Source organism: Pontibacter actiniarum (genome assembly GCF_003585765.1).
Classification (GTDB): Bacteria; Bacteroidota; Bacteroidia; order Cytophagales; family Hymenobacteraceae; genus Pontibacter; species Pontibacter actiniarum.
Map to the genome: position 1 here is coordinate 1759448 of NZ_CP021235.1, position 25497 is coordinate 1784944.

The window sequence follows — 25497 nt, forward strand, 5'->3', positions numbered from 1 at the left end:
GCCACCCCGTTGCTCAAATACGCTACATTACTGTGTTTTGGCTCAGTCGGTTTCCATCAGGTTGTTTTTGCCCAGGTCAAAGGTGCGGATAATATCCAGTATCTTCAGGAACGTCTTGCTATCAAAGAAGAGCAGCAGCGGCAGCTCCACGCTTTTAGAGTTGTGCGTAAAGCGGGTGATTACGGTAAACACAAGCGGCTGAAACAGCGGGTGCTGCACCAGGATATCCTTCAGCGAGTCGGCTATGTGGTTTTTGGGAGCCTTTGGCGGGGAGCCGTAAATATTGGCCTTGAGGATGTTGGCCAGCTGTGTCACCATGGCGCCCGTAATGATGTTGCTGATCTCCAGCAGCAGCGACTCCTGCATCACCGACAGCTCCCCCGGCTGCACGTCCAGCATGCCCAGGCACACTTCGGAGAGGCGCACAATATGCTCGTCGGAGAAGAGCATGAGCGTGGCGCCGTTAAAGTCTCCTTTCACATCGGACTGAATGATGGCGTGGGTATCCTCATACTTTGCCACCAGCTTCAGAAGCTCCTTCACCTCGATCAGCTGGATGTCGGGCACTTTCAGCAGTACCTTATCCTGGGCAATGGCCGCGAAAGAATCCGCCGCTCTTGCCAGACCGATGTTGAGTATCTCCTTGATAATATCTCTCTCTAACTCCGTTATCTGAGGTTCCATCATCATTGTTGTTGCGTTTGTGTTGCTTCCCATCGCCTCATGCCTGCCTTTTGCTCATAAAGTAGCGTGTTACTGCCGGTACATCCAGCACCAGGCACACTTTGCCCGTGCCCAGCAGCGTAACGCCCCCATAAATATCAATCTGCTCCAGCGGTTTGCTCAGTGGCTTTACCACAATGTCCTGCTGCCGGTACAGCTTATCTACAATTAACCCCAGCTTCCTGTTGTTGTACGACACGATGATGATATTCTGCACCTGTCCGTTCAGCCGGGTCTTGTCTCCGAGTTTCATACTTGCCTCCGGGGCATTCAGGAGCTCGTTCAGGTACACTACCGTTACGGTCTCCCCCTTCAGGTTGGCGATGAGCACATCCCCCACCTCATGCAGCTCATCCTTGTCCAGGGCCACCACCTGGTCGGTGTGTATGAGCGGAATGGCGTAGTAGTTCTCATCCACCTCAAACAGCAGGGCCCCTTTTACGGCAATAGACGTCGGCAGCTGCAGTATGAAGGTGGTCCCGGCGCCTTTCTCTGAGTCTACGGAGATTCGCCCGCCTATGGAGTCAATCGCGTTCTTCACCACGTCCAGCCCCACACCACGGCCCGAGTACTCGGTAACCTCTTTTGCGGTGGAGAAGCCCGGCTCAAACAGGAATGAGAGCAGCTCATTATCTGCCAGCCCCTTGGCGACGTCTGCCGATACCAGCTGCCGCTCCACGGCGGTTTTCTTCACCTTCCGCAGGTCGATGCCCTTGCCGTCGTCCTGCAGCCTGATCACCACGTTATCGCGGTCGCTTTGGGCGCTGAGCGTCAGGTTGCCCACCGGCTCCTTGCCCTTCTTTTTCCGGTCTTCCGGCGTCTCCAGGCCATGGGTGATCGCGTTCCGCACCAGGTGCAGCAGCGAATCAGTGATGATCTGGAGGATGTTCCGGTCAATCTGAATGTCCTGCCCCGTCAGTTTCAGGTCCACATCCTTTTTCTCGGCGGTGGCAATGTCGCGCACAATACGCGGAAATTTATTGAACAGCGAGCCGATGTTTACCAGGCGGGCATCCATCACACTGTACTGCAGGTCCTCTGTAATACGGTACAGGTGCGAACTCACGCTCTTCAGCTCGTCGTTGTTCAGGTCGCGGCTGATGGAGAGGATGCGGTCGCGGTCGATCATCAGCTCCCCCACCAGGTTCATCATGTGGTCCAGCTTTTTAATCTGGATGTAGATCAGCTCCGAGAGCGACAGGTTTTTGGACGTGTTGTACTTCTGTACCTTGGCCAGCTCAATTGTGCTGTCGGAGAGGTTCTCTACAATGATGTCGAGGTTGCGCAGCAACACCGGGTCAGGCTCCCCATAGTTCGGGTTGTCCACGTTGTGGATGAGCTCCCCCAGCATGTCGATGCCGTCGAACAGCACCGTTACGACCTCCTCGCTAAAAGCTAGCTCCTTGTTGCGGATCAGGCTGAAGGCGGTCTCCAGCTTGTGCGACACATCCGAGATCTGCAGGTAACCGATCGCCTTAGAGTTTGCCTTCAGGTTATGCAGCAAGCGAAAGATCTCGGCCAGCGTCTGCTCGTCTTCCGGCTCCTTCTCCAACGTGCTGATATGCCTGTTGAGTGCATCAAAGTACTCCAGGGCCTCGGCGATGAATATTTCTTTATACTCCTGTTCTCTCGATTTCATAGTCACTGTCAGTTGCACTGACCTGCTGCTGCCCTGCCACATACCTGTTCAGGAACTGCGGTATCTCCTGCAAGGGCAGCACTTTATTTATGTATCCGCTTTGGATGGCAGATCTGGCCATGCCAAAAATGACTGATGTCGCCTCGTCCTGCGCCACCATAAAACCACCCTGCTCCCGCATGTATGATGCTCCCAGCGTGCCGTCCTTGCCCATGCCTGTCAGCACCACACCTACCATGTTCCGCACTGCGCATTGCGCCACGGAGCGGAGCAGCAAATCAAGGGAAGGCTGATCAAAAAGCGGCGTCGGTTCGTCTGTAAAGCCCACTTTTAGGTTGGCGGGGTCACCCATAAAAGGCTCCACCACCATGTTTTTACCACCGGGTGCTACAATCACTTTCCCTGTCCTGAGCAACGACCCCGCACGGCCCTCCACCACTTTTAGTGGGGTGAGGCGCTGCAGCCGTTTGGCATAGGACCGGGTAAACTTCTCCGGCAGGTGCAGCACAACCAGCACCGCAGCCTGCAGCTCCGGCGATAACCGGCTGACGATGCTTTCCACCGCCTGGGTGCCGCCTGTTGAGGCTCCGATCACGATGATAGTGTCTACAGGGCTGCTTTTGCGCTTCACTGGCCGCTCGGCCAGCAGCACCATCTCCTGCTGCAGGTACTCCAGCCGGCGCTGCACGTTGTACAGCTCTGTTTCGCTTACCGCGCGTACTTTGCGCAAAAACTCAGCGGCTATACTTCTGTAGTTGGCATAACGCCCCCGGCCGGGTTTCAGCACGATGCCGTACACCCCCAGCTCCACCGCCTGCTTCAGCAGATCCAGCGTCAGCTGCTCCTGCGTTATCAGCAGCAGTACCGGCTTGGGCACCTCGCTGAAGATGCGCTTCAGCACCAGCAGGTTTTCGTTCCCGGGCAAGTCACAGTCCAGGATCACCAGATCGGCTTCATCCGCCCCCAGCAGGCCCAGCAGCTCGTCTGCATCCGCTGCCACTCCCGTGGCTTGCATATCCTGCTCCGAGTCAACGATATCCTGCAGCACCAGCCGTACATAGCTGGATTTATCTGCTATCAGTACCCGTAATTCCCTACTCTTCTCCTGCACTGCTTTGCTTCTGCTTTCTTATCCTTCGGGAAATAGAACCGGCTACTCGGCCAGCACCTTGCTCACCACCTCCAGCACCTTCTCCTCAGAGAACGGCTTCACGATGTATGACTTGGCACCGTTTTCCATCGCCTCGTTTACAATCACTTCCTGGCCCACCGCGCTTACGATCACCACTTTCTGCTCCGGGTTATCCTTGCGGATGCCCTTTAGCACATCAAGACCAGTGTTGTCGGGCAGAATCACGTCCAGGGTAATCAGGTCGGGCTTGGTTTCCTTGGCTAGCTCCAGTGCCGTCTGCCCGTTTGGTGCCTCACCCACGATTTCGTAACCGGCATCGGTGAGCATGTTTTTCAACATGGTGCGCATGTAGAAGGAATCATCTACGATTAGTATTCTTTTCATACTTTTAAAGTACAGTTTCTAGGTTTATGTGTTCGACAGCTGGTTTATCTCATCCTGCGTCAGGACCTTGTGCATGTCCAGCACGATGATGAGCCGGTTATCGGTTTTGGCAATGCCCTCAATAAAGTTCTCGCTCACGCTCACATCCTGCAAAAAGGAAGGGGCCCTGTCGATTTTGGCTACAGGCAGGTTCAGAGACTGCGGCATTTCCTTCACCTCTACCCCTATGCTGTATTCTTTTGCCTCGATCACCAGTGTGTAGGAGACGTTCGGGGCCAGCCCAGCCGGCAACTCCGCCGGCCTGATCTGGAAACGCCGCTCCATATCCATGATGGCAATAATATCGCCACGGATGTTGGCTACTCCCTTTACAAATTCCGGCGTGCGCGGCATGCGGGTAACACTCGGCGTAATGGTTACTTCCTTTACCTGGTCGATTTTGATCGCATACTCCTCCGTACCCAGCTTAAACACGATCAGGTGCACCATCTCAGCCGACACCTGCTCTTTGGCCGCCTTGGCAGTAGAGGCTTCGCTGGCATCCGGCTTCACTTCCGGCGCTGCCACCTGGGCTTTCTCTTCAGGGGCGGCTGCCTCTGGTTTGCTCTTCGCTTCTTTTCCCATAACTACGCCTTGCTACCGTCTTTTTTCGCAGAACCGTTTTTAGCCAGCGATGAGCGGGTTGCCTGCCTGGTGTTGCCTGTCTGGCTTCTTTCATACCGGCTGTTGGCCGGAACAGAGGTCATCAGGTTTTTTCTGTTGATGAATACCAGGTTGCCGTCAATAAGTTTGAAGGCGGAGATACTCACCTGCAGGTCAGCGGCAATGTCGTTCAGGTTTTGAGAGGATGACGTCAGCTCCTGCATCGAACCGGAAAGCTGCTTGGCGGTGCTTGCCACCTGCTGCGTTCCGGAGGCCGTTTGCTCGGCGATGGCCACCACTTCCTCCACATACTTCACTACATCCCCGATGGAGGATTTCTGTATCTCTGTTGCCGTCAGGATGTCCTGCGCGGTACGCAGCGTTTCACCGCTCGAAGAGGCAATGTTCTTAAAGGCTCCGGACGCCTCGAAGGTGGCGTTCTTTCCTTTCATTACACGGCCCTCCATGGTGGAGATAGCTGTTGCAGCAGAGGCGGTGTCTTTCTTCACGTCGTCCACCAGCGTCGAAATCTCACTGGCGGATTTGCGAGAGCCTTCTGCCAGCTTCCTGATTTCCTCGGCTACCACCGCGAAACCACGGCCAGCCTCACCGGCACGGGCCGCCTCAATGGCCGCGTTCAGGGCCAGCAAGTTGGTCTGTGCGGCAATGTCGGTAATCACGCCAAGCGACTTGGATATTTCCTGCGAGCGTGTGCTCAGTACTTCAATTGTGCGGGCTGTCTGGGCGGCAGAGCTGGAGATCTCCTCCATGTTTTTCACCACCTCGGCCACTGTTTTCAGACCATGCTGCGAGGTTTCCTCACCTACCTTGGCTGATTTGTTTACTACCTCTGCCCGGTTAGCGGTTTCTTTGGTCGCCTTCATGATCTCCTCGATCAGTTTAAAGGCTTGGTCTGTCTTGAGGGCCTGGTTCTGCGCGCCCTCCGCCATTTGCTGCATGGCCAGGGCCACATCCAGCGTTATTTTGTTCATTTCCAACCCTTTGGAAGCCATCTCTTCTGAAGAGGTTCCCACTACAAGAGAGGAGTCGTTTATTTCGCCGAGCAGCGCATTCAGGTTGTCCACGGCAAGGTTCAGTGCATTGGCCATGTCCAGAATGTCTCCGGCAGTCTGTGCTTCCACTTTCTGCGTCAGGTCACCCTCCGAAATAGCACGCACCACTCTGGATACATCCAGCACCGGCGTCACGATGGACTCCAGCAGGTCGTTGAGGGTGTCCACCAGTTCTTTCCAGCTTCCGCCAACGCCTTGCAGCGCCGCACGCTCCGTCAGTTTTCCTTCCACACCGGCTACCCTGGCCACACGGCTTACCTCACCGGCTAGCCGGTTCAGGTCCACCACCATGTTATTGATGGTATCAGCCAGTTCAGCCACTTCGCCTTTGGCTTCCAGCGTCAGTTTCTGGGTCAGGTCACCTTTGGATACAGCGGTTACTACTTTCACAATGCCGCGCACCTGGGTTGTCAGGTTAGAGGCCATGGTATTTACGTTGTCCGTCAGGTCTTTCCAAACACCGGCTACGTTCGGCACGTTGGCCTGGCCGCCGAGTTTACCCTCGGTACCTACTTCCAGCGCCACACGCGTTACCTCACCGGCGAAGATGTTGAGCGAGTCCACCATGCGGTTAATGTTCTCTTTCAGCTCTCCTAGTTCGCCCTTCACATCCACGGATACTTTCTGAGTCAGGTCGCCTTTGGCAACGGCTGTCGATACTTTGGCGATGTCGCGCACCTGCAGTGTCAGGTTGCTGGCCATGGTGTTCACGTTGTCGGTGAGCTCCTTCCAGGTACCGCGCACCTTCGGCACGTTGGCCTGGCCGCCCAGTTTACCTTCGGTACCCACCTCACGGGCCACACGCGTTACCTCATCGGCAAATACGTTCAGTGAGTCCACCATCTGGTTTAGGTTCTCCTTCAGGTCCAAGATCTCTCCGCGTGCCTCTACCGACACTTTCTGGGTCAGGTCGCCTTTTGCCACGGCAGTCGCTACTTTGGCGATGTCGCGTACTTGGCTGGTCAGGTTAGAGGCCATGGAGTTTACGTTGTCGGTCAGGTCCTTCCAGGTGCCGCCAACGTTTGGCACGTTGGCCTGGCCGCCCAGTTTACCCTCGGTACCCACTTCGCGTGCCACGCGCGTTACCTCATCACCAAATATATTAAGCGAGTCCACCATGAAGTTGATGTTCTCTTTCAGCTCTGCAATTTCGCCACGGGCCTCTACCGTGATCTTCTGCGTCAGGTCTCCTTTCGCTACACCCGTCGCTACCTTGGCGATACCCCGCACCTGGGTTGTCAGGTTAGAGGCCATGGTGTTCACGTTGTCGGTCAGGTCCTTCCATACACCGGCTACGTTCGGCACGTTGGCCTGGCCGCCCAGGCGTCCTTCCGTACCTACTTCCAGCGCCACACGCGTTACCTCGCCGGCGAAGATGTTCAGGTAGTCTACCAACTGGTTGATGTTCTCCTTCAGCTCCCCTAGTTCGCCTTTCACATCCACGGACACCTTCTGGGCCAAATCTCCTTTGGCCACGGCGGTTGCCACGTTGGCAATGTCGCGCACCTGGCTGGTCAGGTTGCTGGCCATGGTGTTCACGTTGTCTGTCAGCTCTTTCCAAACCCCGCCTACGTTCGGCACCGTTGCCTGGCCGCCCAGTTTACCCTCGGTACCCACCTCGCGGGCCACGCGCGTTACCTCATCGGCGAAGATGTTGAGCGAGTCCACCATCTGGTTGATGTTCACCTTCAGCTCAGCAATCTCCCCTTTCACGTTTACCGTTACTTTCTGGCTCAGGTCGCCCTTCGCCACGGCGGTTGCCACGTTGGCGATGTCGCGCACCTGGCTGGTCAGGTTGCTGGCCATGTAGTTTACATTGTCCGTCAACTCTTTCCAGATACCGGCCACGTTCGGCACGTTGGCCTGCCCGCCTAGTATACCTTCGGTGCCTACCTCCCGTGCCACACGCGTTACTTCCGCGCCGAACACATTCAGTCGGTCCACCATTTCATTTAAGATATCCTTCAGTTCGGCAATCTCCCCTTTCACATCCACCGTGATCTTCTGGCTCAGGTCGCCCTTCGCCACAGCGGTCGCCACGTTGGCGATGTCGCGCATCTGGCTGGTCAGGTTGCTGGCCATGGTGTTCACATTGTCGGTCAGCTCTTTCCAGGTACCCTCCACGCGCGGCACGTTGGCCTGCGCGCCCAGTTTACCCTCGGTACCCACTTCGCGTGCCACACGCGTTACCTCACCGGCGAAGATGTTCAGGGAAACCACCATCTGGTTGATGATGTCTTTCAGGTCGGCTATTTCGCCTTTCACGTTTACCGTTACCTTCTGGGTCAGGTCGCCCTTCGCCACGGCGGTCGCCACGTTGGCGATGTCGCGCACCTGGCTGGTCAGGTTGCTGGCCATGGTGTTCACGTTGTCGGTCAGGTCCTTCCAAACCCCGCCTACGTTCGGCACCCGGGCCTGGCCGCCGAGTTTGCCCTCGGTACCCACCTCGCGGGCCACGCGCGTCACCTCATCGGCGAAGATGTTGAGCGAGTCCACCATCTGGTTCACGTTGTCCTTCAGCTGGGCAAACTCTCCGCGCACATCCACCGATACTTTCTGGGTCAGGTCACCCTTCGCCACGGCGGTCGCCACGTTGGCGATGTCGCGCATCTGGCTGGTCAGGTTGCTGGCCATGGTGTTCACGTTGTCGGTCAGGTCCTTCCAAATACCGGCCACGTTCGGCACCGATGCCTGGCCACCGAGTTTACCCTCAGTACCCACCTCCAGCGCCACACGCGTTACCTCACCGGCAAACAGGTTCAGGTTGTCGATGGTGCGGTTAATGGTTTCGGCCATTACTTTGAAGTCACCGGACACCGGGATCTGGAATGTTTCATCCAGGTTACCGCGCGAAATGTTCTTCAACACCTTGCCTACTTCCAGTACCGGCACCGCAATGGAGTCCACCAGGCCGTTGATGTTGTTGATCATGTCCTTCCAGAAACCGGAGGCGCTTTCGGCAGAGGCACGGGCTTTCAGGTTTCCCTCTACTCCAGCCACTTTGGAGATACGCGACACTTCACCGCCTACCCCGCCGATCATCTCCACCATGGAGTTATAGGCTTCGGCGATATCGGCAAAGATGTCGTCGTTCTGCTTCGTCAGGCGCACCGACACGTCGCCTTTTTTAAAGGCGTCCAGGGCATAGAGCACCCTGTTCAGCTGGTCGCTGATATAGTCGGGGTTGCTCGGAAGCTTCCCTTGTCTTTTCTTTTTTATGTCGGGAGGGTTACCGGCTGGTTTGGCAGGTGCCGCTGCTCCTGCCACCTGTTCCTTGGCAGCCGGGGCATCTGCTTTAACTGGTGCGTCAGGCACGGCTGTGGTAGAATCGCCTTTATCGGCCTTCGCACTGGAGGCGCCTTTTTGCTCTTCTTTGGCTTCTACATCACTGATGAGCTTGTCTTTGCTCAACTTCAAGTTTTTACCTAAGGCCATAGTTTCTTTGGTTGGAATAGGGTGTCTTCAAACCTTCTGCCAGGCCGGCCATGCCCATAAGCGTACGGCGCAGGTTGCTGCAATAGGTTTCAAACAAGTGCAATTTACGCAAAATTGATACAAGTATAAAATTAAGCCTTCAGTGGCTTTAAAAGACGCATTCTAGGATTCCAGGTACTCTTCTGCCAGTGCCCTGTAGTCTTTGGCACCGTTGGAGGAGCCATCGTAGTCGAGTACGCTCCGGCCGAAAGACGGGGCCTCGGCCAGCTTTACGTTCATGCGGATCTGGCTGCGGAAAATCTTCTCCCGCACGTTTTCCTGCAGGTACTCCAGCACCTCCAGGCTTAGCTTCCGACGCACATCAAACATCACCACTACGACTCCTTTTACTTTTAGTTGCGGGTTAAATGTTTTCTGCACCTTTTTTATGGTGTTCATGATCTGGTCCAGGCCCTGTAGCGTAAGCACCTCCATCTGCAGGGGGATCAGCACCTCCTGCGCCGCTGTCAGCGCATTCAGGGTGAGCACAGAGAGCGAAGGAGGGCAGTCTATCAGTATAAAGTCAAAGCCTTTCACCTCTGCCAGTATAGACTTGAGGAATTTCTCCCGCTCCGGCTGCGTTACCAGAGAGATTTCGATATCCACCAGCTCGTTGGAGCCGGGCACAACCCACAGGCCGTCGCGCTCCACCAGCACGTCGTTTATACTTTTCTCTCCCTGAAAAACATCTGCCAGTGTGGCTGCAGGGGTAGTAACCGCCAGGGAGTAGGACAGGTTGCTTTGTGGGTCCAGGTCAAGCAGCAGAACCTTTTTACCGAGTTTACTCAAGGCGCTGCCCAGGTTTATGGTTGTAGTTGTTTTACCAGTGCCGCCTTTTTGGTTGATCACGGCCACTACATTCGTCTTCATACGTTGATGTTAAATTGCATCGCGGCAGGTGCAATACCTGCCCTGCCCCTAAGCTAGGGAAATAAAGTAGAACCTGAAAATAATACTTGCGGAGGGCGCGGCTACAGCACCGACTCGAAATTGTGGGCTAGCAGCACGCCAGTGGTCACATGGATGTCCTGCCAGTGCTCCAGCTCCAGGGCGACGGCCACCACGCTGGCGGGCTCCAGGTAACCGAGTTGCTGCTGTTCCGTTAACTCACGTGCCAGCCGTGTGATGCCGGGGTTATGGGCAACCAGCAGCACCTGCTTCACGTGGTCGGGCAACTCACCGAGGCTGTTCATCAGTTTTGACTCGCGGGCGTTGTAGAGGTCGGGGTTATAGGAAATATTTTCTTCGCCAAAGTATAGGCGACTGGCAATAACGCGGGCCGTGGAGTTGGCTCTCACGGCGGGACTTGCCAAAAGAGCATCCAATTTTAAAAATTTTTCGCGCAGCCACTTTCCGGTGTTTCGTGCCTGCTGCTGGCCCGCTGGCGTGAGTTCACGCTCGAAGTCGGGCTGTAGTGGATAAGGGTCGAAAGTCTCGGCATGACGGCAGAGGAGTACAATTCTTTGCATAAAGTCTTTTACTGGCCGTATAGTTTGTAGTACCAGCCTGTCTTACAGAACCGGTGGTTTTTGTATGGTATTAAACCTATGTTATACGAATCAGGTTGTAATTGTTGAAAAAAAAATTTGAACTTTGGGCAAAATTTGGCCTGTTTCGCCTGTCAAAGATAAAGGATGATAAAAAACTTAGTCATAGTAGAGTCGCCTGCAAAGGCAAAGACAATTGAAGGATACTTAGGGAAAGACTTTGTTGTAAAGTCTAGCTTCGGCCATGTGCGCGACTTGCCCAAGGGTAACAACGCCATCGATGTGGAGCACGGCTTTAAGCCGACTTACGTTGTATCCAGCGACAAGAAAGAGGTGGTGGCACAGCTGCGAAAACTGGCAAAGGAAGCCGAGATGGTATGGCTTGCATCGGACGACGACCGCGAGGGAGAAGCGATCTCGTGGCACCTGACCGAGGCCCTGGACCTGAACGACGCCAAAACACGCCGCATTGTTTTCCGCGAGATCACCAAAAACGCCATCCTCAACGCCATCAGCACACCGCGCGGCATTGACATGGACCTGGTGAACGCGCAGCAGGCACGCCGCATACTGGACCGCCTGGTGGGCTTCGAGCTGTCGCCGGTGCTCTGGAAGAAAATCAAGACAGGCCTTTCGGCAGGCCGCGTGCAGTCGGTGGCGGTTCGCCTGGTGGTGGAGCGCGAGCGCGAGATAGAGCGTTTCAAGGCAGAGGCCACGTTCCGTGTCACGGCATCCTTTGATGTGCAGGGCCGGACACTGGAGGCCGAACTTCCCCACAAGTTCAAGACAGAAGAAGAGGCCCAGGCCTTTCTGCAGGCCTGTGTTGGCGCAGAGTACAAAATCGAGAACCTGGAGAAAAAGCCGCTCAAGCGTAGCCCGGCACCTCCGTTCACGACCTCTACCCTGCAGCAGGAGGCCAGCCGCAAGCTGTACTTCTCTGTGGCCCAGACCATGACCGTGGCGCAGCGCCTGTACGAATCGGGTAAGATATCCTACATGCGTACAGACTCCGTGAACCTATCGGACGAGGCCATACAGGGCGCTACCCGCGAAATAACAAGCTCCTTTGGGGAGAACTTCGTGAAGACGCGTCGCTTTAAAACCAAGTCGGCTTCGGCACAGGAGGCGCACGAAGCCATCCGCCCGACCGATTTCTCGCAGATGGTGGCCAGCTCCGACCGCAACGAGCAGCGCCTGTACGAGCTGATCTGGAAACGCGCCATTGCCTCGCAGATGGCTGACGCGGAGATAGAGAAAACCACCGTGACCATCGGCATCTCTACCCAGCCAGACCAGAAACTGCAGGCAACCGGGGAGGTAATCAAGTTCGAGGGCTTCCTGAAAGTATATATTGAGTCGAAGGACGATGAAGAGGACGGAGCAGATGACGATGTAAAGGGCATGCTGCCGCCGCTGAGCATTGGCCAAGGCATAAGTCTGCGCCAGATGCTGGCCACCCAGCGCTTTACCCGCCCTGCCGCCCGCTACACAGAGGCCAGCCTCGTGAAGAAGCTGGAGGAAATGGGCATCGGGCGTCCGTCTACCTACGCGCCGACCATCTCCACCATTCAGAAGCGCGGGTACGTGGAGAAAGACACCCGTGAGGGCAAGGAGCGCAACTACCAGGTGCTCACGCTGAAGGGGAGCGACATCACTACGCAAACCAAAACGGAGATTACCGGTGCCGAGAAAGCCAAACTCTTCCCTACCGACACAGCCATGGTGGTGAACGACTTCCTGGTGGAGCACTTCCCGAACGTGATCGATTACTCGTTCACGGCACGTGTGGAGGCTGAGTTCGACGAAATTGCGCAAGGCCAGAAAGAGTGGGAAAACATGCTGGATCAGTTCTACCAGAAGTTCCACAAGCGCATCGAGTCGAGCGAGAACATCTCCAGGGCCGACGTATCCGGGGCCCGCGAGCTGGGCACCGACCCGGTGACAGGCAAGACCATTGTGGCAAAGCTAGGCCGCTTCGGCCCTTACGTACAGCTGGGCGAGGAGAACGAGGAGACGGGAGAGAAGCCCGTGTACGCCAGCCTGCGCAAAGGCCAGTTTATCGAGAGCCTGGCGCTGGAGGATGCACTAGAGCTGTTTAAGCTGCCGCGCATAGTGGGCACCTACGAGGACAAGGACATGACGGCTGCCATTGGCCGCTTTGGCCCATATATTCGCCACAACAGCAAGTTCTACTCGCTGCCCAAAACGCTGGACCCGCTGAAGGTAACGGCTGAGGAAGCCGTTGCACTGATTGAGGCCAAGCGCAAGGCCGATGCCGAAAAGCTGATCAAATCCTTCCCGGAGAACCCGGACATCCAGGTGCTGAACGGACGCTACGGCCCGTACATTGTGGCCGGCAAGAAAAACGTGAAAATCCCGAAGGACAAAGAGCCGAGCGAGCTGACGCTGGAGGAGTGCATTGCTTTAGCAGAAGCCACACCTGAGAAAAAAGGCCGGGGCGGCTTTAAGAAAAAGGCAGACGCAGAAAAACCGGCCGCCGAGAAGAAGACGGCGACCAAAGCAAAAAGCACCACCAAAAAAGCCGCAGCCAAAAAGCCAGCGGCTAAGAAGCCGGCAGCCAAGAAAAAAGCCTAGTTATCGGCACATAGCCTGAGGTACAAAGTTTACGAAAGGCTATCTTCATAAATCAAGTATAAGAGCCACCCCTTACCAAGGGTGGCTCTTATGTTTTTACAACCAGCACCTCACGGATGTTGGTGGTATAGCAGGGTGATGCAAACTCCCTCTTCAGCATCCAGGGTGGTTTCTCCGCTTCGTTCTCAAAGGTGTCGCCCTCGTTCCTGGCCCCCTGTACCCCATACTTCAGGGCATGGTGCCCGAAGCGCTGCCGCAGAGAGTCGAGCGTCGCCATCAGCTTGCCCTGCTTCTCCTCGTTGCGAGCCGTAAACAGGTCGAGCTGTACTTCAGAAGCCGGAATCAGTTCGTGTAGCATGATGCCGACTTTTACATAGCGCCTGCCGGCGCGGAAGATATCCTCCAAGAGAGCGTTAGCGTGGCGCAGCAGCTCGAGCTCGCTGCTGGTGGGTCTGGCCAGCTGTATGGTGCGGCTGCTGTAGTAGTCGTGTTCGGTTACGGCAAAGCGGTTGGTCATGAGGAACACTGTAAGGCTGGAGGCGCAGCTGCCTTGCCCGCGCAGCTTGGTGGCGCAGCGCACCGTGTGGGTGGAGAGGGCTTCTTTAACATGCCCCAGCTCTGCCACGGGCCTGCCAAAGGAGCGCGAGGTACAGATGTTTTTCCGGGCGGGGGATGCCAGCTCCAGGTCCTGGCAGGGCTCCCCCCTCAGCTCCAGTAAAGTCCGAAGCCCGGTAACAGCCATGTTTTTCCTGACCCAGCCTTCCGGCAGATTGCGGAGGCCCCAGGCGGTGTGCACCTCCATTTGCCGCAGGCGTTTGGCATGCTGGCGGCCAATACCCCACACATCCCCTATCTCCGTTTGCCGCAGCGCCTGCTCTACCTCCTGTTGGTTTGCCAGCACCAGCACGCCGGCCTCCTTCCCGGTCTGCTTCTTAGCCAGCCTGTTGGCCACTTTGGCCAGGGTTTTGGTGCAGGCCGCGCCTACGGATACCGGTATACCTGTCCACTGCCTCACAGTTTCCCTCACCTTCTTCCCGTAGGCCTTTACCTCCTCTGGCGCCAGGTGGCTCAGATCCAGAAAGCATTCGTCGATGGAGTAGATCTCCAGGTGAGGCGTAAACTGCGCCAGCGTGCTGACTACGCGCCGCGACATATCGCCGTACAGCTCGTAGTTGGAGCTGAAGACCTTTACCTGCTCCTGCCCTGCCACCTCCTTCATCTGAAAGTATGGCGTACCCATTTTAATGCCTAAGGCCTTGGCTTCATCAGAGCGGGCAATCACACAGCCGTCGTTGTTGCTGAGCACCACCACCGGCCTGCCGTTCAGCTCCGGCTGAAACACACGGTGGCACGACACATAAAAGCTGTTGCAGTCTACCAGGGCAAATCGGCTTGTGTTCATCGGCAGCTATACTTTCTTTACCACGCCTACCACTACGCCCCAGATCAGGCCCATGTCCGGCTCGCTCACTTTTATACTTTTATACTTGCTGTTCTCTGGCTCCAGGTACGCTCCGTCGGGCTTCAGCATGAACCGCTTAATGGTGAACTCACCGGCAATAAAAGCCAGCACAATGCGGCCGCTGCCTGGCCTCAAAGACCGGTCTATCACCACCAGGTCTCCCGACTCAATATGGGCCCCTATCATAGAGTCGCCCTCCACGCGGGCCAGAAAGGTGGATGTTGGGTTTTGGGTGAGGTATGTGTTTAAATCAATAGGGTCGGCCTGGTAATCTGTTGCCGGACTCGGAAAGCCTGCACGAACCGCCGACGCAAACAACAACAACAACTTATGTGCAGGCGAAGCATGCAGCGGCACGCCCTCCTCACACAACTTCATAGGTATAACTCTTGCTTCCATACCGCTAGTTTACGAACAATATTAGCAAAATCTATATAGAAATACTAATTATTTTAGCACATCAAGCTTACGACTTGGCCTTCAGAGCTTATAAAAACTACGGAGCGAGGGCGAGGCGGCGGCAAACTAACAGGCAGTCAGCCTCTCGTGCAGGATTATCCGCATCATAGCTCATAATATTTCGACGCACTTTCATTTCATATCCAACTAATCTCCTACTTTTACACACCTTAAATCCTCATAACCGAAAATATGAAAAAGCTACAGTTACTGGCGCTGCTGTTCGTTGCGCTCTTCTCACTCACCTTAACAAGCTGCGACAAAGACGATGACGAGGATGCTGCTCCTACAGAGGAGCTGCTAACAACCGGCGTATGGAAAGGCAATGCCCTTAAAGTAGGCGAAGAGCTGGTAACCCGGGACAAGTTGTTCAGGGAAAGTATGGGCCAGCTCGACCTTGCCACCTGGACATTGCGCTTTAACGCAGACGGGACCGGCACGATGTCCGTGTTCGGAGAGTCCAGCTCGGGCAAGTGGGAATACGCCGATGGCAAGAAGACGATCGTATTCGACAAAGGAAGCACCGATGAGTCCAGCGCGAAGGTGCTGAAGCTAACGGCTTCCGAGCTACACCTGGAGTTTGAGGACGAAGAGCTTGAGGAGGAGCTTGGCAGCAGCAAAATCCAAATACACTACATACACTAATAACAGCTCACAGCCATGAACAGCGAAGGCTCCCAGTTTTGGGAGCCTTCGCTGTTTTGCAAGCGGCCCAGGCCCTGGCTGTGCTAAGAGCCCCTATTCCTTCCCGGGAGCAACTAATTCGCTTTCTTATAAGTAAGTTCTTTAAACAGCCCCTTTAACAGCATTAGTCACATTTAACCCCCGGCATATGAAAAAACACACGCTACTCTACTTTCTGTTTCTCACACTGTGCTGCGCAGCCTTTACAAGTTGCGGCGACGACGATGATGACGATGTTTCTCCCAACGTTTCGCTGCTCACCAACGGCGAGTGGACCGGAAGTGCTATCTACTACATGGGGCAGAACGTAACGGATGACATCTTAGCAGAGGATGGATTTGACTTCAGCAAGTATACGTCGAACTTTGAGCGCGACGGCACTTACATTGACCATTATGATGACGCACCCGTGGTTGATGGCACCTGGGAGTACGCCAACAACGAGCGCGTAATCCTCTTCGATGAAGGCACTCGTGGAGAACACCAAGTTGTTATCTCCTTGCTCAATGAAAACGAGCTGCACTACGTGCAGGACGGGTTGGAGTACAGGTTTGAAAGGAACTGAGTTTTCTCAGGCCAGTATTCAGTCCCCGCTTAACGTATAAAAAGCAGCAAGGCCTCTCCAGTTGGAGAGGCCTTGCTGCTTTTTATACGTGTTGCTCTTTAGGCTATTTCAGCACTGCCAGCGTAGCACCGTCGCCACCGCGCTCCTCGGCTTCGTTCTCTACGCTCGCCACCTCGCGCACCGAGTACAGGTAATCGCGCACGACCTGGCGCAGCACGCCGTTGCCACGGCCGTGTATGATCTTGATCTCCGGGATGCCCAGCATCAGTGCCTCGTCCGTGAAGTTCATCACTTTGTTCAGGGCATCCTCGGCATACTCGCCCCGGATGTCCAGGGTGTTGGTAAAGTCGGCCATACGCTGCGTCATGTTCATGCCGCGGCTGAAGCTGCCGGAGCCCTCCATTTTAGACTTCTTCGGTTTGGCTATCTGCCCCTCTACCCGCTCCAGGTTATCCACCTTCACAATGGTTTTAAGGCCGCCAAACAGCACCTCTGCCGTTTTACCTTTAATGCTGACCACCTGGCCCACAGAGTCCTGCCCTACCAGGGCCACGTTATCGCCTTCCTCTATGCGCCCGTTGGCGATGCGCTTGTGCGCAGGGCGCGGCTCCTCTTTGCGTACCTCCTGGGCAAACTCCTCCAGCCCCCGGCGCGCCTCCTTGGTTTTCTCCTTCTCGGCCTGGCTCTGCTTTATCTGCTGGATAGTAGCTTCGATCTTCTGGTTGGCGTCTTTCAGCAACAGCTTGGCTTTGCCTTTGGCCTCACGCATCACATCCTGCTTGCTCTCCTCCAGGAAGTTTCGCAGCTCGTTATACTCCTTCACCGACTTGGCAAGCTTCTGCTCCAGCTTCGCGGCCTCACGCACCTTTTGCTCCAGCTCCTGCTTCTCTGTTTCCAGCTCCTCCAGCAGGCGGTCGTAGCGGATCTTGTCTTTCCCCACCAGCTTGCTGGCCCTGTCGATGATGTGCTTCGGAAGGCCGATCTTCTGGGCGATCTCAATGGCAAAAGAAGAGCCGGGCTTGCCTATCTCCAGCTGGTAAAGCGGCTGCAGGTGCTTGTGGTCGTAGCGCATGGCCCCGTTCACAATGCCCGGCGTGCGCTCCGCATAGTTTTTCAGGTTGGTGTAGTGCGTCGTGATCACGCCGTACACCCGGCTTTCGTTCAGGTTCTGCAGCACGGCCTCGGCAATGGCCCCGCCCAATATGGGCTCCGTGCCCGTACCAAACTCATCTATCAGCACCAGGCTTCGCTTATCGGCCACCGTCACAAACTTTTTCATGTTGGTGAGGTGCGAGCTATACGTACTCAGGTCGTTTTCGATGGATTGCTCATCCCCGATATCGATAAAGATATCATGGAAGATGCCCGCCCCTGAGCCGTCCTCAGCCGGGATAAGCAGGCCGCACTGCAGCATATACTGCACCAGCCCCACCGTTTTTAAGCTCACCGACTTACCGCCGGCATTGGGGCCGGAGATAAGCAACAGGCGCTGCTCCTGGTTCAGCTCCAGGTCCATGGGCACCACCGGTTTGCCCACCTGCCTATGCGCCAGGTATAGCAGCGGGTGGTAGGCCTGCTTCCAGTTAATGAGCGGGTACTTGTGCAGGGTTGGCTTGCTGGCCTCTATGCGGCGCGCCAAAGCAGCCTTGGCCCGGATAAAGTCGAGTAGCCCCAGGTACTGGTACGCCTTGCGCAGCTCCGGTATGTGGTGGCGCAGCGTGTTGGTAAGGCCTACAAGGATGCGGATCAGCTCACGGTGGTACGCGTTGTCCAGGTCCTTGATATCGTTGTTGAGTTCGAAGATAGACTCCGGCTCAATGTACACCGTCTGCCCCGTGTTCGACTCGTCGTGTATCAGGCCCTTGATGCGGCGCTTGTGCTCGGCGATCACCGGAATCACCAAACGGCCGCCGCGGATGGTCGGCTCCACGTCAGACGGGGTCCAGCCCTGCGTTTTGGCGTGGCGGATGATAGACGAGATAGTCTTGCGCAGCACGGCCTGCTGGGCGATCAGGTCCCGCTTCAGGCGCTGCAGCTCGGGCGAGGCGTCGTCGCGCACGGCGCCGGCATCGTCCACCACCTTATCTAAAGCAGCCAGCAGCGAGCGCTCCACGCTTACGTTAGCGCCCAGGGCCTTCAGCGCTTCATATTGCCCCTCCTCTGCCTCTGAGATAAAGCGCAGCGAGTCGCGGATGGTGCGCAGCGACATCTTTATCTCGAAGAACTGCACCACATCCAGGTACGTGCCTTCGATGGCCGCACGGTCGAGGTAGGCCGTGGGGTCGTAGTAGTGCTGCAGCGGAATCTCAGCGTCCGACTCCAGCAATTGTTTAAATTCCTCAGTTTGTTGCAACAGCCTCTCCACCAGGTCGTGGCGGTTCAGAAAAGCCATGCGGTTTACGAAGTGGCGGCCCAGCGGGCTCAGGCAAAGCTCTGAGAGCATCTCGCGCACCTGGGCAAACCCTATTTTTATTTCAAAGTTTTCTGGATAGATCAACGGTTATCTTTTAATTTACTGCAAAATTAGCAATATCTATAACAAGTATACAGGGCTGTTTTGTTCGATTTACGAGACAGATGTTGCGATACAGGCAGCACGCACCCGGACATACGGCCTTATACTTTAAAAAGCAGTTTAAAACCACACCTCGGTACCGCTAGTTCATAATTTCTAATTCATACTTCTTAATTGAAAAGACATGGTTCTCGACAAACTTGCCAACGCTTCGCGCTATACTTCTATGCACCCGCTTTTTGAACTGGCTTTCCAGTACCTGCAAGAGACAGACCTGATGGCCGTACCTACGGGCGTGCACGAAGTGAAAGGCAAAGACTTGTTCGCTATTGTATCCGAAGCGAAAGGCAGCCCGAAGGAGGAGGCTAAGCTGGAGGTACACCGCAAGTACATCGACATACAGTACGTGATCTCGGGCACCGACCACATGGGCTGGAAAGACCTGGCCCTCTGCAGCGAACCAAACGACCCTTACACCGAAGAGCGCGACGCCGCTTTCTTCCCCGACAAAACAGGCAACTGGTTCGATGTGCCCGCGGGCTCCTTCACGATTTTTTACCCCGACGATGCGCACGCGGCGATGGTTACGGAGGAGGTCGTACGGAAGGTGGTGCTAAAAATTGCGGTAAAGTAGCAGCGAACCATCTAAATTGACAGCCATGGTACCAATCATAAAACCACACGCATTACTTTCGCTCGGGCAAAAGCAAAACCTGGTTCTGGTGGACGTCAGAACAGGGCCGGACGCGAGGCTAAAGTATAACGCGGCGCATTTAAAAGGGGCGCTCTATGTGGATTTGGAACAGGATCTGGCCAATAAGAACGCAAGCCCTGCTGACGGCGGCAGGCACCCGCTACCTGGCATCAACCGCTTCTCGAGCCTACTGGGGCAGTTAGGCATTGCGCCGGAGAGCCATGTGGTGGTGTATGACGACAAGTATGGCGCCAACGCCGCCGCACGCTTCTGGTGGATGCTAAGAGCGGCCGGACACACGCAGGTGCAGGTAATGGACGGCGGTTACCAGGCAGCCGTCGCGGTGGGGGTGCCAACAGGTGCAGCAGCCGAAACCCCGGCAGCACGTGCGCCTTACCCCTTTGAAGCCTGGCACCTGCCTACCGCTGATATAAACCAGACCGCAAACGCTGCCCGGGCGGCCGCCTCTCTTGTAATTGATGTGCGTGCCCCGGAGCGCTTCAGAGGCGAGAAAGAACCTATTGACCTGGTGGCGGGCCACATACCGGGTGCCGTTAACATCCCCTTCACTACAAACCTCGATGCAAGTGGCTTTTTTGTACCTCCCGGCCAGCTTTATACCAGGTACAGGAAGGCCCTCTGCAACCGAAAGGCGGAAGACGTGGTAGTACATTGCGGCTCCGGCGTTACAGCCTGCCACACGATGCTGGCAATGGATTATGCCGGTTTGGGCATACCGCAACTTTACGTAGGGTCCTGGAGTGAATGGTCAAGAAACGAACGGCCCGTAGCTACAGGCATAGAAGTGCCATAAAGCGCAGGTGCTAACCAGGTGATGCAGGAAAAAAATTAGCACATATTTTGCACGCAAGAAGATATCATAACTAATGATCAACCAAACCTTGAAAACCATCAACACAAACATACTCGCAGCAACACTACTCACCCTGAGCACCTTAGCGGGATGCGGAGACGACAGGGAAAAAGCAACAACCGTTGTCAGCAACGACACGATATACGGCCCGGCCCCGGCTGAGATAAACTACGGCGTGGCCAAAGCTTACCCCCACGACACCAACGCCTTTACAGAGGGCCTGCTGGTGCACGAGGGAAAACTGTACGAAAGCACGGGCTCGCCGTCTGATTTGCCACAGACCAGGTCGCTGGTGGGCGTGGTGGATTTAAACACAGGCGAAATAGACACGAAGGTTGAACTGGACCGGGACAAGTACTTTGGAGAAGGCATCGTAATCCTGAACGACAAGCTTTACCAACTTACCTACCAGGCTAAAAAAGGCTTTGTGTATGACCTCAACACCTTTGAGAAGCTGGATGAGTTTACCTTCCCGAGCAAGGAAGGCTGGGGCATGACCACAGACAGCACCCACCTGATTATGAGCGACGGCACCAGCCAGCTAACCTACCTGGACCCCGAGACCCTGAAGAAGGCAAAGGCGCTGGGCGTCTACGACAACAACGGCCCTCTGAAGAATCTCAACGAGCTGGAGTACATCAACGGCTATATTTACGCGAATGTGTACACCACCAATACCATCGTGAAAATTGACCCTAAAAGCGGGCAGGTCGTGGGCAAGCTTTACCTGACAAGCCTGGCCCAGGATGCGAAAACCAAGAACCCGGCGTCGCTGGAGTTAAACGGCATCGCGTACGACCCGGCGACAGACAAGATTTACGTGACAGGTAAAATGTGGCCGAACATTTACGAAATCGAGTTCAACCACTAAGGAAGTGCGTATAGCGAAGCGCCAGACAGAGGAGTCTGGCGCTTCGTACTCATGGCTAGGCCAAAAGCCTTTGCAACAGCCCGGGCATAAGCCGTGAACCTCCGCAGCAAACTCGCCCGGAGCAGGCGCGGCAAAACGAAGTATGACTAAAGCGGGGAAGCTTGCGCCTGGATTAGTCCGAGGCAGCGGAAGTTAATCAGCAGAATCGTCAGCCGGTCTCCCTCCTGTTCCCGTAGTTACCTGAGCAAACACCAAACCGCTTATTCGCTACCTTGCCCTATGCCCAAGCTACAAGATTTTCCGCAACTCGTTTGGGCTGCCATAAAAGGCAAAGAGCAGGACTACACGATGCTTGGCATCAAGCACAGCATTATCCTGCTGGCGATACCCATGATCCTGGAGATGATGATGGAATCGCTGTTTGCCATCGTGGACATCTTTTTTGTCGGTAAGCTGGGGGCGAACGCCCTGGCCACCGTGGGGCTCACGGAATCGGTGCTGATGATCATCTATGCCGTGGGCATGGGCATCAGCATCGCGGCGACGGCCATGGTGTCGCGCCGGGTTGGGGAGAAGAACTACAGCGAGGCCGGAAGCATCACGTTTCAGCTGATCGTGACCGGGGTGGCGCTGGCCCTGCTGATGGGCGGCCTGGCCACTTTCTTCGCCGCGGAAACACTGGCCCTGCTGGGTGCCGCACCCGAGGTGATCGCCACGGGCGTGACCTATGCCCAAATCATTTTTGCCGGCAACGTTGCCATTATCCTGCTCTTCCTGATCAACGGCGCCTTTCGCGGAGCGGGGCAGCCGCACCTGGCCATGCGCGCGCTGTGGCTGGCAAACGGGGCCAACATCATCCTGGACCCGCTCCTGATCTTCGGGCTTGGCAGTATAGAGGGCCTGGGTCTGGCAGGTGCCGCCTGGGCCACCACCATCGGAAGAAGCATCGGCGTGCTCTACCAGCTTTACCACCTCTTTAACGGAAAGCACCTGCTAAAGCTCACGCGGGAGAACATGGTCCTGAGCGTTGGGGTTATCATCCGCATTTTAAAACTGGCCTCGGGCGGTGTGGGCCAGTACCTGATCGACTCCGCCAGCTGGATTTTCCTGACCAGGCTCATGGCCGAGTTTGGCAGCAGCGCATTGGCAGGCTATACCGTTGCCTTCCGCATCATCATGTTTACCCTGCTCCCGGCCTGGGGCCTGTCTTCGGCCGCGGCCACCCTGGTGGGCCAGAACCTGGGGGCCCAGAAAGCCAAAAGAGCAGAGCTGGCGGTGTGGCTGACGGCCCGCTACAACATGGTTTTTATGGCGGCTGTTACGCTGGTGTTCATACTTTTCGGCGAGCACCTGTCCGATTTTTTCACCGACGAGGCCGTAGTCATCAGCGTAGCGACTGAAGCGCTGCAGATCATCACGCTCGGCTATGTCTTCTTTGGCCTGGGCATGGTGATGGTGCAGGCTTTTAACGGGGCCGGCGACACTCGCACCCCTGCCGCCATCAATGTTGTTGTGCTGTGGCTCATAGAGATTCCGCTCGCTTACCTGCTGGCTTTATACTTTCACTTCGGGGCCACGGGCATATTCATCGCCATTGCCTTCTGCCACTCCTTTCACGCGCTCGTCAGCGGCTGGCTGTTCCGGCGCGGCACCTGGAAACGGATAAAAGTATAACCCCGTTCGCACCTTAGCAGCGGCAGCTGTGGCACACCGGGCGGATATTTAGCGGCAGTTTTGCAAATTCTTGCTTATACTTGCCCTGCGAAGCACAAGCTCACGTAACAGCAGCACCAGATGGCTACCCTTTCCAGAACTGATTCAGACAACCCGGACTTCCACGCACTGGTGGCACTGCTCGACCAGGACCTCCGGGAGAAGGACGGCGACGAGCACGCCTTCTTTGCCCAGTTTAACAAGCTCGACAAGATACACCATGTGGTGGTGGCCTATAAGGATGGCGCCGCTGTTGGCTGTGGGGCGATCAAAGCCTATACAACCGATACTGCCGAGGTCAAGCGCATGTTTGTGCGGGAGCAGCACCGGGGGCGGGGGATTGCCCGGCAGGCCCTGGCTGAGCTGGAAAAGTGGGCACTGGAGCTGGGCTATACTTCCTGCATCCTGGAAACGGGCGTAAAGCAGCAGGAGGCCATTGCACTGTATAAAACGTGCGGCTATACCCGCATCCCAAACTATGGGCAGTACGCGGGCGTGGAGAGCAGCGTTTGTATGCAGAAAGCGTTAGGCAAGGCGCAGCCTGCAAAGTAACCATAGGCCGCTAAATTAGTATTCTGATCTATGAAATATAACCCACCAGAGCTTCGGACCGTCGAGGTGACGCGCTACGTCACCCCCCTGCGCGAGGGCGGCTCCCTGCCCGCCCTTGTCGAGGCGGACGACGAGTTTCTGTACGTGCTCAAGTTTAGGGGCGCAGGCCAGGGCATCAAAGCCCTCATCGCCGAACTCATTTCCGGCGAGATCGCCCGCACGCTCGGCTTTAAAGTGCCGGAGCTGGTGTTTGCCACGCTCGACGAAGCCTTTGGCCGCACCGAACCCGACGAGGAGATTCAGGACCTGCTCCGGGCCAGCGAGGGCCTGAACCTGGCGCTGCACTACCTGTCGGGCGCCATCACCTTCGATGCCCTGGTTACGACTGTAGACGCAACGCTTGCCTCGCAGATCGTCTGGCTCGATTGCCTTGTGACGAACGTGGACCGCACGCCCCGCAACACCAACATGCTGATGTGGCACAAGGAACTCTGGCTGATAGACCACGGCGCGTCGCTTTACTTTCACCATGCCGGGTACAACTGGGAAGAGCAGGCCAAGCGCCCCTTTGTGCAGGTAAAAGACCACGTGCTGCTGCCGCAGGCCACCGAGCTGGAAGCCGTGGACGCTGCGTTTCGCAGCATCCTAACGCCGGAGCGCATCCAGGCCATTGTCGCCCTTATTCCGGATGAGTGGCTGCAGACCATCGACTCACCGTTTGAGTCGGTGAGCGAACACCGCGAGGTTTACACCAAGTTTCTGGAGACACGCCTCGCCCATACAGATGTATTTATAAAAGAAGCACAGCATGCAAGAAAAGCACTTATTTGAGTACGCCGTTATTCGCGTGGTGCCGTGCGTGGAGCGGGAGGAGTTTATCAACGTGGGCGTGATACTGTATTGCGCCGCCCAGGGATTTCTTAAAACGGTATATGCGCTGAACGAGCAGCGGCTGTGTTCTTTTTCCGATAAAGTGGATATGGGGGAACTGCAGGAGCGGCTCCGCGCCTTCGAGCGCATTTGTGCGGGCCGCCGGGAAGGCGGCACGATTGGGAGTTTACCGGTAGCCTCACGCTTCCGCTGGCTCACCGCTACCCGTAGTACCGTGGTGCAGACCTCACCGGTTCACCCGGGCCTGTGCGCAGACCCACAGCAAACACTTGACAAACTATACCGGCAGCTGGTAGAGTAACAGCTGCTGCACTGCCAAACCCCATGCACACATGGCGCTAAAAGACGACATAGCAGATTTCCTGATCCGGGAGTTCCCGCAGACAAAGGTAACCGTGGAGGCCGTGGGCGACAAAGCGGCCACGGTGCGGCACAAGGTGGGCCATGCGGAGCTCAGGCCGGGCGGCACGGTGTCTGGCCCCGTGATGATGGCAGTGGCCGACGTGGCCCTATACGTGGCCATACTTGGTGAAATCGGTTTGGAGGCGCTCACCGTCACCACCAACCTTACCATGAACTTCCTGCGCAAGCCCTCCCCCACCCGCGACCTTATCGGCGCGTGCAGCCTGTTGAAAGTTGGCAAACGCTTGGTTGTGGGCGAAGTTACGATCTACTCAGACGGTGAGGAGGAACCTGTGGCGCATGCCGTGGGCACCTATTCCATCCCTCCGCGGGCGTAGCCTTTTCCTGTAACACTCGCTTTTATACTTCAGCGCTCCCCTTCACCGGCTTACCGGTGAGGGGGCGCAGCTATTTAGTGGGTTTTGCTGTGGCACGTACGTCTTATTTTTCTCTTTTCATTAGCCACGCTTTCTTATTGACAGGTTTGCCGGGCAAGTAAAGCTTATCATCTTCTATGAGGTAACGCTGCTCACCGTTCAGCAACAAATAGCCTCCTTCCTTTGCCCAGCTACCACCTTCGTCTTCGTCAAACGTTGCACATTCGCCCCCTTTGTACACATACCTATAGGTTTGGTCATCATACAATGTTAGACGCTCTTTCCCAAC

23 protein-coding genes are annotated in these 25497 nt (G+C 56.0%); 11 read left to right on the top strand and 12 right to left on the bottom strand.

Annotated elements, in window-relative coordinates:
• Nucleotides 1–42: 42 nt before the first annotated feature.
• The 8 genes from CA264_RS07625 to CA264_RS07660 form a co-directional block, all read right to left on the bottom strand.
• Nucleotides 43–690 carry a chemotaxis protein CheC gene (locus CA264_RS07625; RefSeq protein ID WP_237151195.1) on the bottom strand — a complete coding sequence of 216 codons (648 nt, stop codon included), beginning with the start codon at nucleotides 688–690 and terminating at the stop codon, nucleotides 43–45.
• A gap of 31 nt (nucleotides 691–721) precedes the next feature.
• A complete protein-coding gene (locus CA264_RS07630; protein WP_025606026.1) occupies nucleotides 722–2362 on the bottom strand; it encodes a chemotaxis protein CheA in 1641 nt (546 codons plus the stop codon).
• Nucleotides 2337–3473 carry a chemotaxis protein CheB gene (locus CA264_RS07635; protein WP_025606028.1) on the bottom strand — a complete coding sequence of 379 codons (1137 nt, stop codon included), beginning with the start codon at nucleotides 3471–3473 and terminating at the stop codon, nucleotides 2337–2339. Before CA264_RS07635 ends, CA264_RS07630 begins: the two co-directional genes overlap by 26 nt.
• A gap of 42 nt (nucleotides 3474–3515) precedes the next feature.
• Complete coding sequence (locus tag CA264_RS07640) at nucleotides 3516–3878, bottom strand: response regulator (protein ID WP_025606030.1); 363 nt, start codon at nucleotides 3876–3878, stop codon at nucleotides 3516–3518.
• A 24-nt stretch (nucleotides 3879–3902) separates the two neighbouring features.
• Nucleotides 3903–4502 carry a chemotaxis protein CheW gene (locus tag CA264_RS07645; protein WP_025606031.1) on the bottom strand — a complete coding sequence of 200 codons (600 nt, stop codon included), beginning with the start codon at nucleotides 4500–4502 and terminating at the stop codon, nucleotides 3903–3905.
• Between the two features lie 2 nt (nucleotides 4503–4504).
• On the bottom strand, nucleotides 4505–9028 hold the full coding sequence (locus CA264_RS07650) for a HAMP domain-containing protein (protein ID WP_025606033.1): 4524 nt from the start codon (nucleotides 9026–9028) through the stop codon (nucleotides 4505–4507).
• A 162-nt stretch (nucleotides 9029–9190) separates the two neighbouring features.
• Nucleotides 9191–9937 (bottom strand): ParA family protein, encoded by a 747-nt coding sequence (locus tag CA264_RS07655; protein WP_025606035.1) that lies wholly within the window; start codon nucleotides 9935–9937, stop codon nucleotides 9191–9193.
• Nucleotides 9938–10038: 101 nt separating this feature from the next.
• On the bottom strand, nucleotides 10039–10536 hold the full coding sequence (locus CA264_RS07660) for a SixA phosphatase family protein (protein ID WP_025606037.1): 498 nt from the start codon (nucleotides 10534–10536) through the stop codon (nucleotides 10039–10041).
• A 165-nt stretch (nucleotides 10537–10701) separates the two neighbouring features.
• On the opposite strand from CA264_RS07660, the gene topA reads away from it, so the two are divergent.
• Nucleotides 10702–13149, top strand: coding sequence for a type I DNA topoisomerase (gene topA, locus CA264_RS07665; protein WP_025606038.1), 2448 nt, complete (start codon nucleotides 10702–10704; stop codon nucleotides 13147–13149).
• Between the two features lie 88 nt (nucleotides 13150–13237).
• On the opposite strand, the gene CA264_RS07670 is transcribed toward topA, so the two are convergent.
• Together CA264_RS07670 and CA264_RS07675 are read right to left on the bottom strand one after the other, a co-directional pair.
• Complete coding sequence (locus tag CA264_RS07670; protein WP_025606039.1) at nucleotides 13238–14551, bottom strand: Y-family DNA polymerase; 1314 nt, start codon at nucleotides 14549–14551, stop codon at nucleotides 13238–13240.
• Between the two features lie 6 nt (nucleotides 14552–14557).
• Nucleotides 14558–14989 (bottom strand): LexA family protein, encoded by a 432-nt coding sequence (locus tag CA264_RS07675; protein ID WP_025606040.1) that lies wholly within the window; start codon nucleotides 14987–14989, stop codon nucleotides 14558–14560.
• Nucleotides 14990–15262: 273 nt separating this feature from the next.
• On the opposite strand from CA264_RS07675, the gene CA264_RS07680 reads away from it, so the two are divergent.
• Nucleotides 15263–15715: a lipocalin family protein gene (locus CA264_RS07680; protein WP_025606042.1), complete on the top strand. Its 453-nt coding sequence runs from the start codon at nucleotides 15263–15265 to the stop codon at nucleotides 15713–15715.
• A gap of 187 nt (nucleotides 15716–15902) precedes the next feature.
• Nucleotides 15903–16319: a lipocalin family protein gene (locus CA264_RS07685; RefSeq protein WP_025606043.1), complete on the top strand. Its 417-nt coding sequence runs from the start codon at nucleotides 15903–15905 to the stop codon at nucleotides 16317–16319.
• A gap of 103 nt (nucleotides 16320–16422) precedes the next feature.
• Here CA264_RS07685 and CA264_RS07690 read toward each other — a convergent pair whose 3' ends face one another.
• Nucleotides 16423–18816 carry an endonuclease MutS2 gene (locus CA264_RS07690; protein ID WP_025606044.1) on the bottom strand — a complete coding sequence of 798 codons (2394 nt, stop codon included), beginning with the start codon at nucleotides 18814–18816 and terminating at the stop codon, nucleotides 16423–16425.
• 202 nt (nucleotides 18817–19018) lie between these two features.
• Here CA264_RS07690 and CA264_RS07695 point away from each other — a divergent pair, with 202 nt between their 5' ends.
• The 8 genes from CA264_RS07695 to CA264_RS07730 all read left to right on the top strand — a co-directional run bounded on the left by CA264_RS07695 (nucleotide 19019) and on the right by CA264_RS07730 (nucleotide 25169).
• Nucleotides 19019–19468 carry a NanQ anomerase/TabA/YiaL family protein gene (locus tag CA264_RS07695; protein WP_025606045.1) on the top strand — a complete coding sequence of 150 codons (450 nt, stop codon included), beginning with the start codon at nucleotides 19019–19021 and terminating at the stop codon, nucleotides 19466–19468.
• Nucleotides 19469–19493: 25 nt separating this feature from the next.
• Nucleotides 19494–20342 carry a sulfurtransferase gene (locus tag CA264_RS07700; protein WP_025606047.1) on the top strand — a complete coding sequence of 283 codons (849 nt, stop codon included), beginning with the start codon at nucleotides 19494–19496 and terminating at the stop codon, nucleotides 20340–20342.
• Nucleotides 20343–20415: 73 nt separating this feature from the next.
• Nucleotides 20416–21273 (top strand): glutaminyl-peptide cyclotransferase, encoded by an 858-nt coding sequence (locus CA264_RS07705; protein ID WP_025606048.1) that lies wholly within the window; start codon nucleotides 20416–20418, stop codon nucleotides 21271–21273.
• A 279-nt stretch (nucleotides 21274–21552) separates the two neighbouring features.
• Nucleotides 21553–22947 carry an MATE family efflux transporter gene (locus CA264_RS07710; protein WP_025606050.1) on the top strand — a complete coding sequence of 465 codons (1395 nt, stop codon included), beginning with the start codon at nucleotides 21553–21555 and terminating at the stop codon, nucleotides 22945–22947.
• Nucleotides 22948–23067: 120 nt separating this feature from the next.
• Nucleotides 23068–23538, top strand: a complete 471-nt coding sequence (locus CA264_RS07715) for a GNAT family N-acetyltransferase (RefSeq protein WP_025606052.1) — start codon at nucleotides 23068–23070, stop codon at nucleotides 23536–23538.
• Nucleotides 23539–23568: 30 nt separating this feature from the next.
• Nucleotides 23569–24369 carry a HipA family kinase gene (locus CA264_RS07720; RefSeq protein WP_025606053.1) on the top strand — a complete coding sequence of 267 codons (801 nt, stop codon included), beginning with the start codon at nucleotides 23569–23571 and terminating at the stop codon, nucleotides 24367–24369.
• On the top strand, nucleotides 24347–24730 hold the full coding sequence (locus CA264_RS07725) for a DUF3037 domain-containing protein (protein WP_025606054.1): 384 nt from the start codon (nucleotides 24347–24349) through the stop codon (nucleotides 24728–24730). Before CA264_RS07720 ends, CA264_RS07725 begins: the two co-directional genes overlap by 23 nt.
• Before the next feature lie 31 nt (nucleotides 24731–24761).
• On the top strand, nucleotides 24762–25169 hold the full coding sequence (locus CA264_RS07730) for a PaaI family thioesterase (protein WP_025606056.1): 408 nt from the start codon (nucleotides 24762–24764) through the stop codon (nucleotides 25167–25169).
• A 103-nt stretch (nucleotides 25170–25272) separates the two neighbouring features.
• On the opposite strand, the gene CA264_RS07735 is transcribed toward CA264_RS07730, so the two are convergent.
• Nucleotides 25273–25476 carry a hypothetical protein gene (locus tag CA264_RS07735; RefSeq protein WP_025606058.1) on the bottom strand — a complete coding sequence of 68 codons (204 nt, stop codon included), beginning with the start codon at nucleotides 25474–25476 and terminating at the stop codon, nucleotides 25273–25275.
• Nucleotides 25477–25497: the final 21 nt, after the last annotated feature.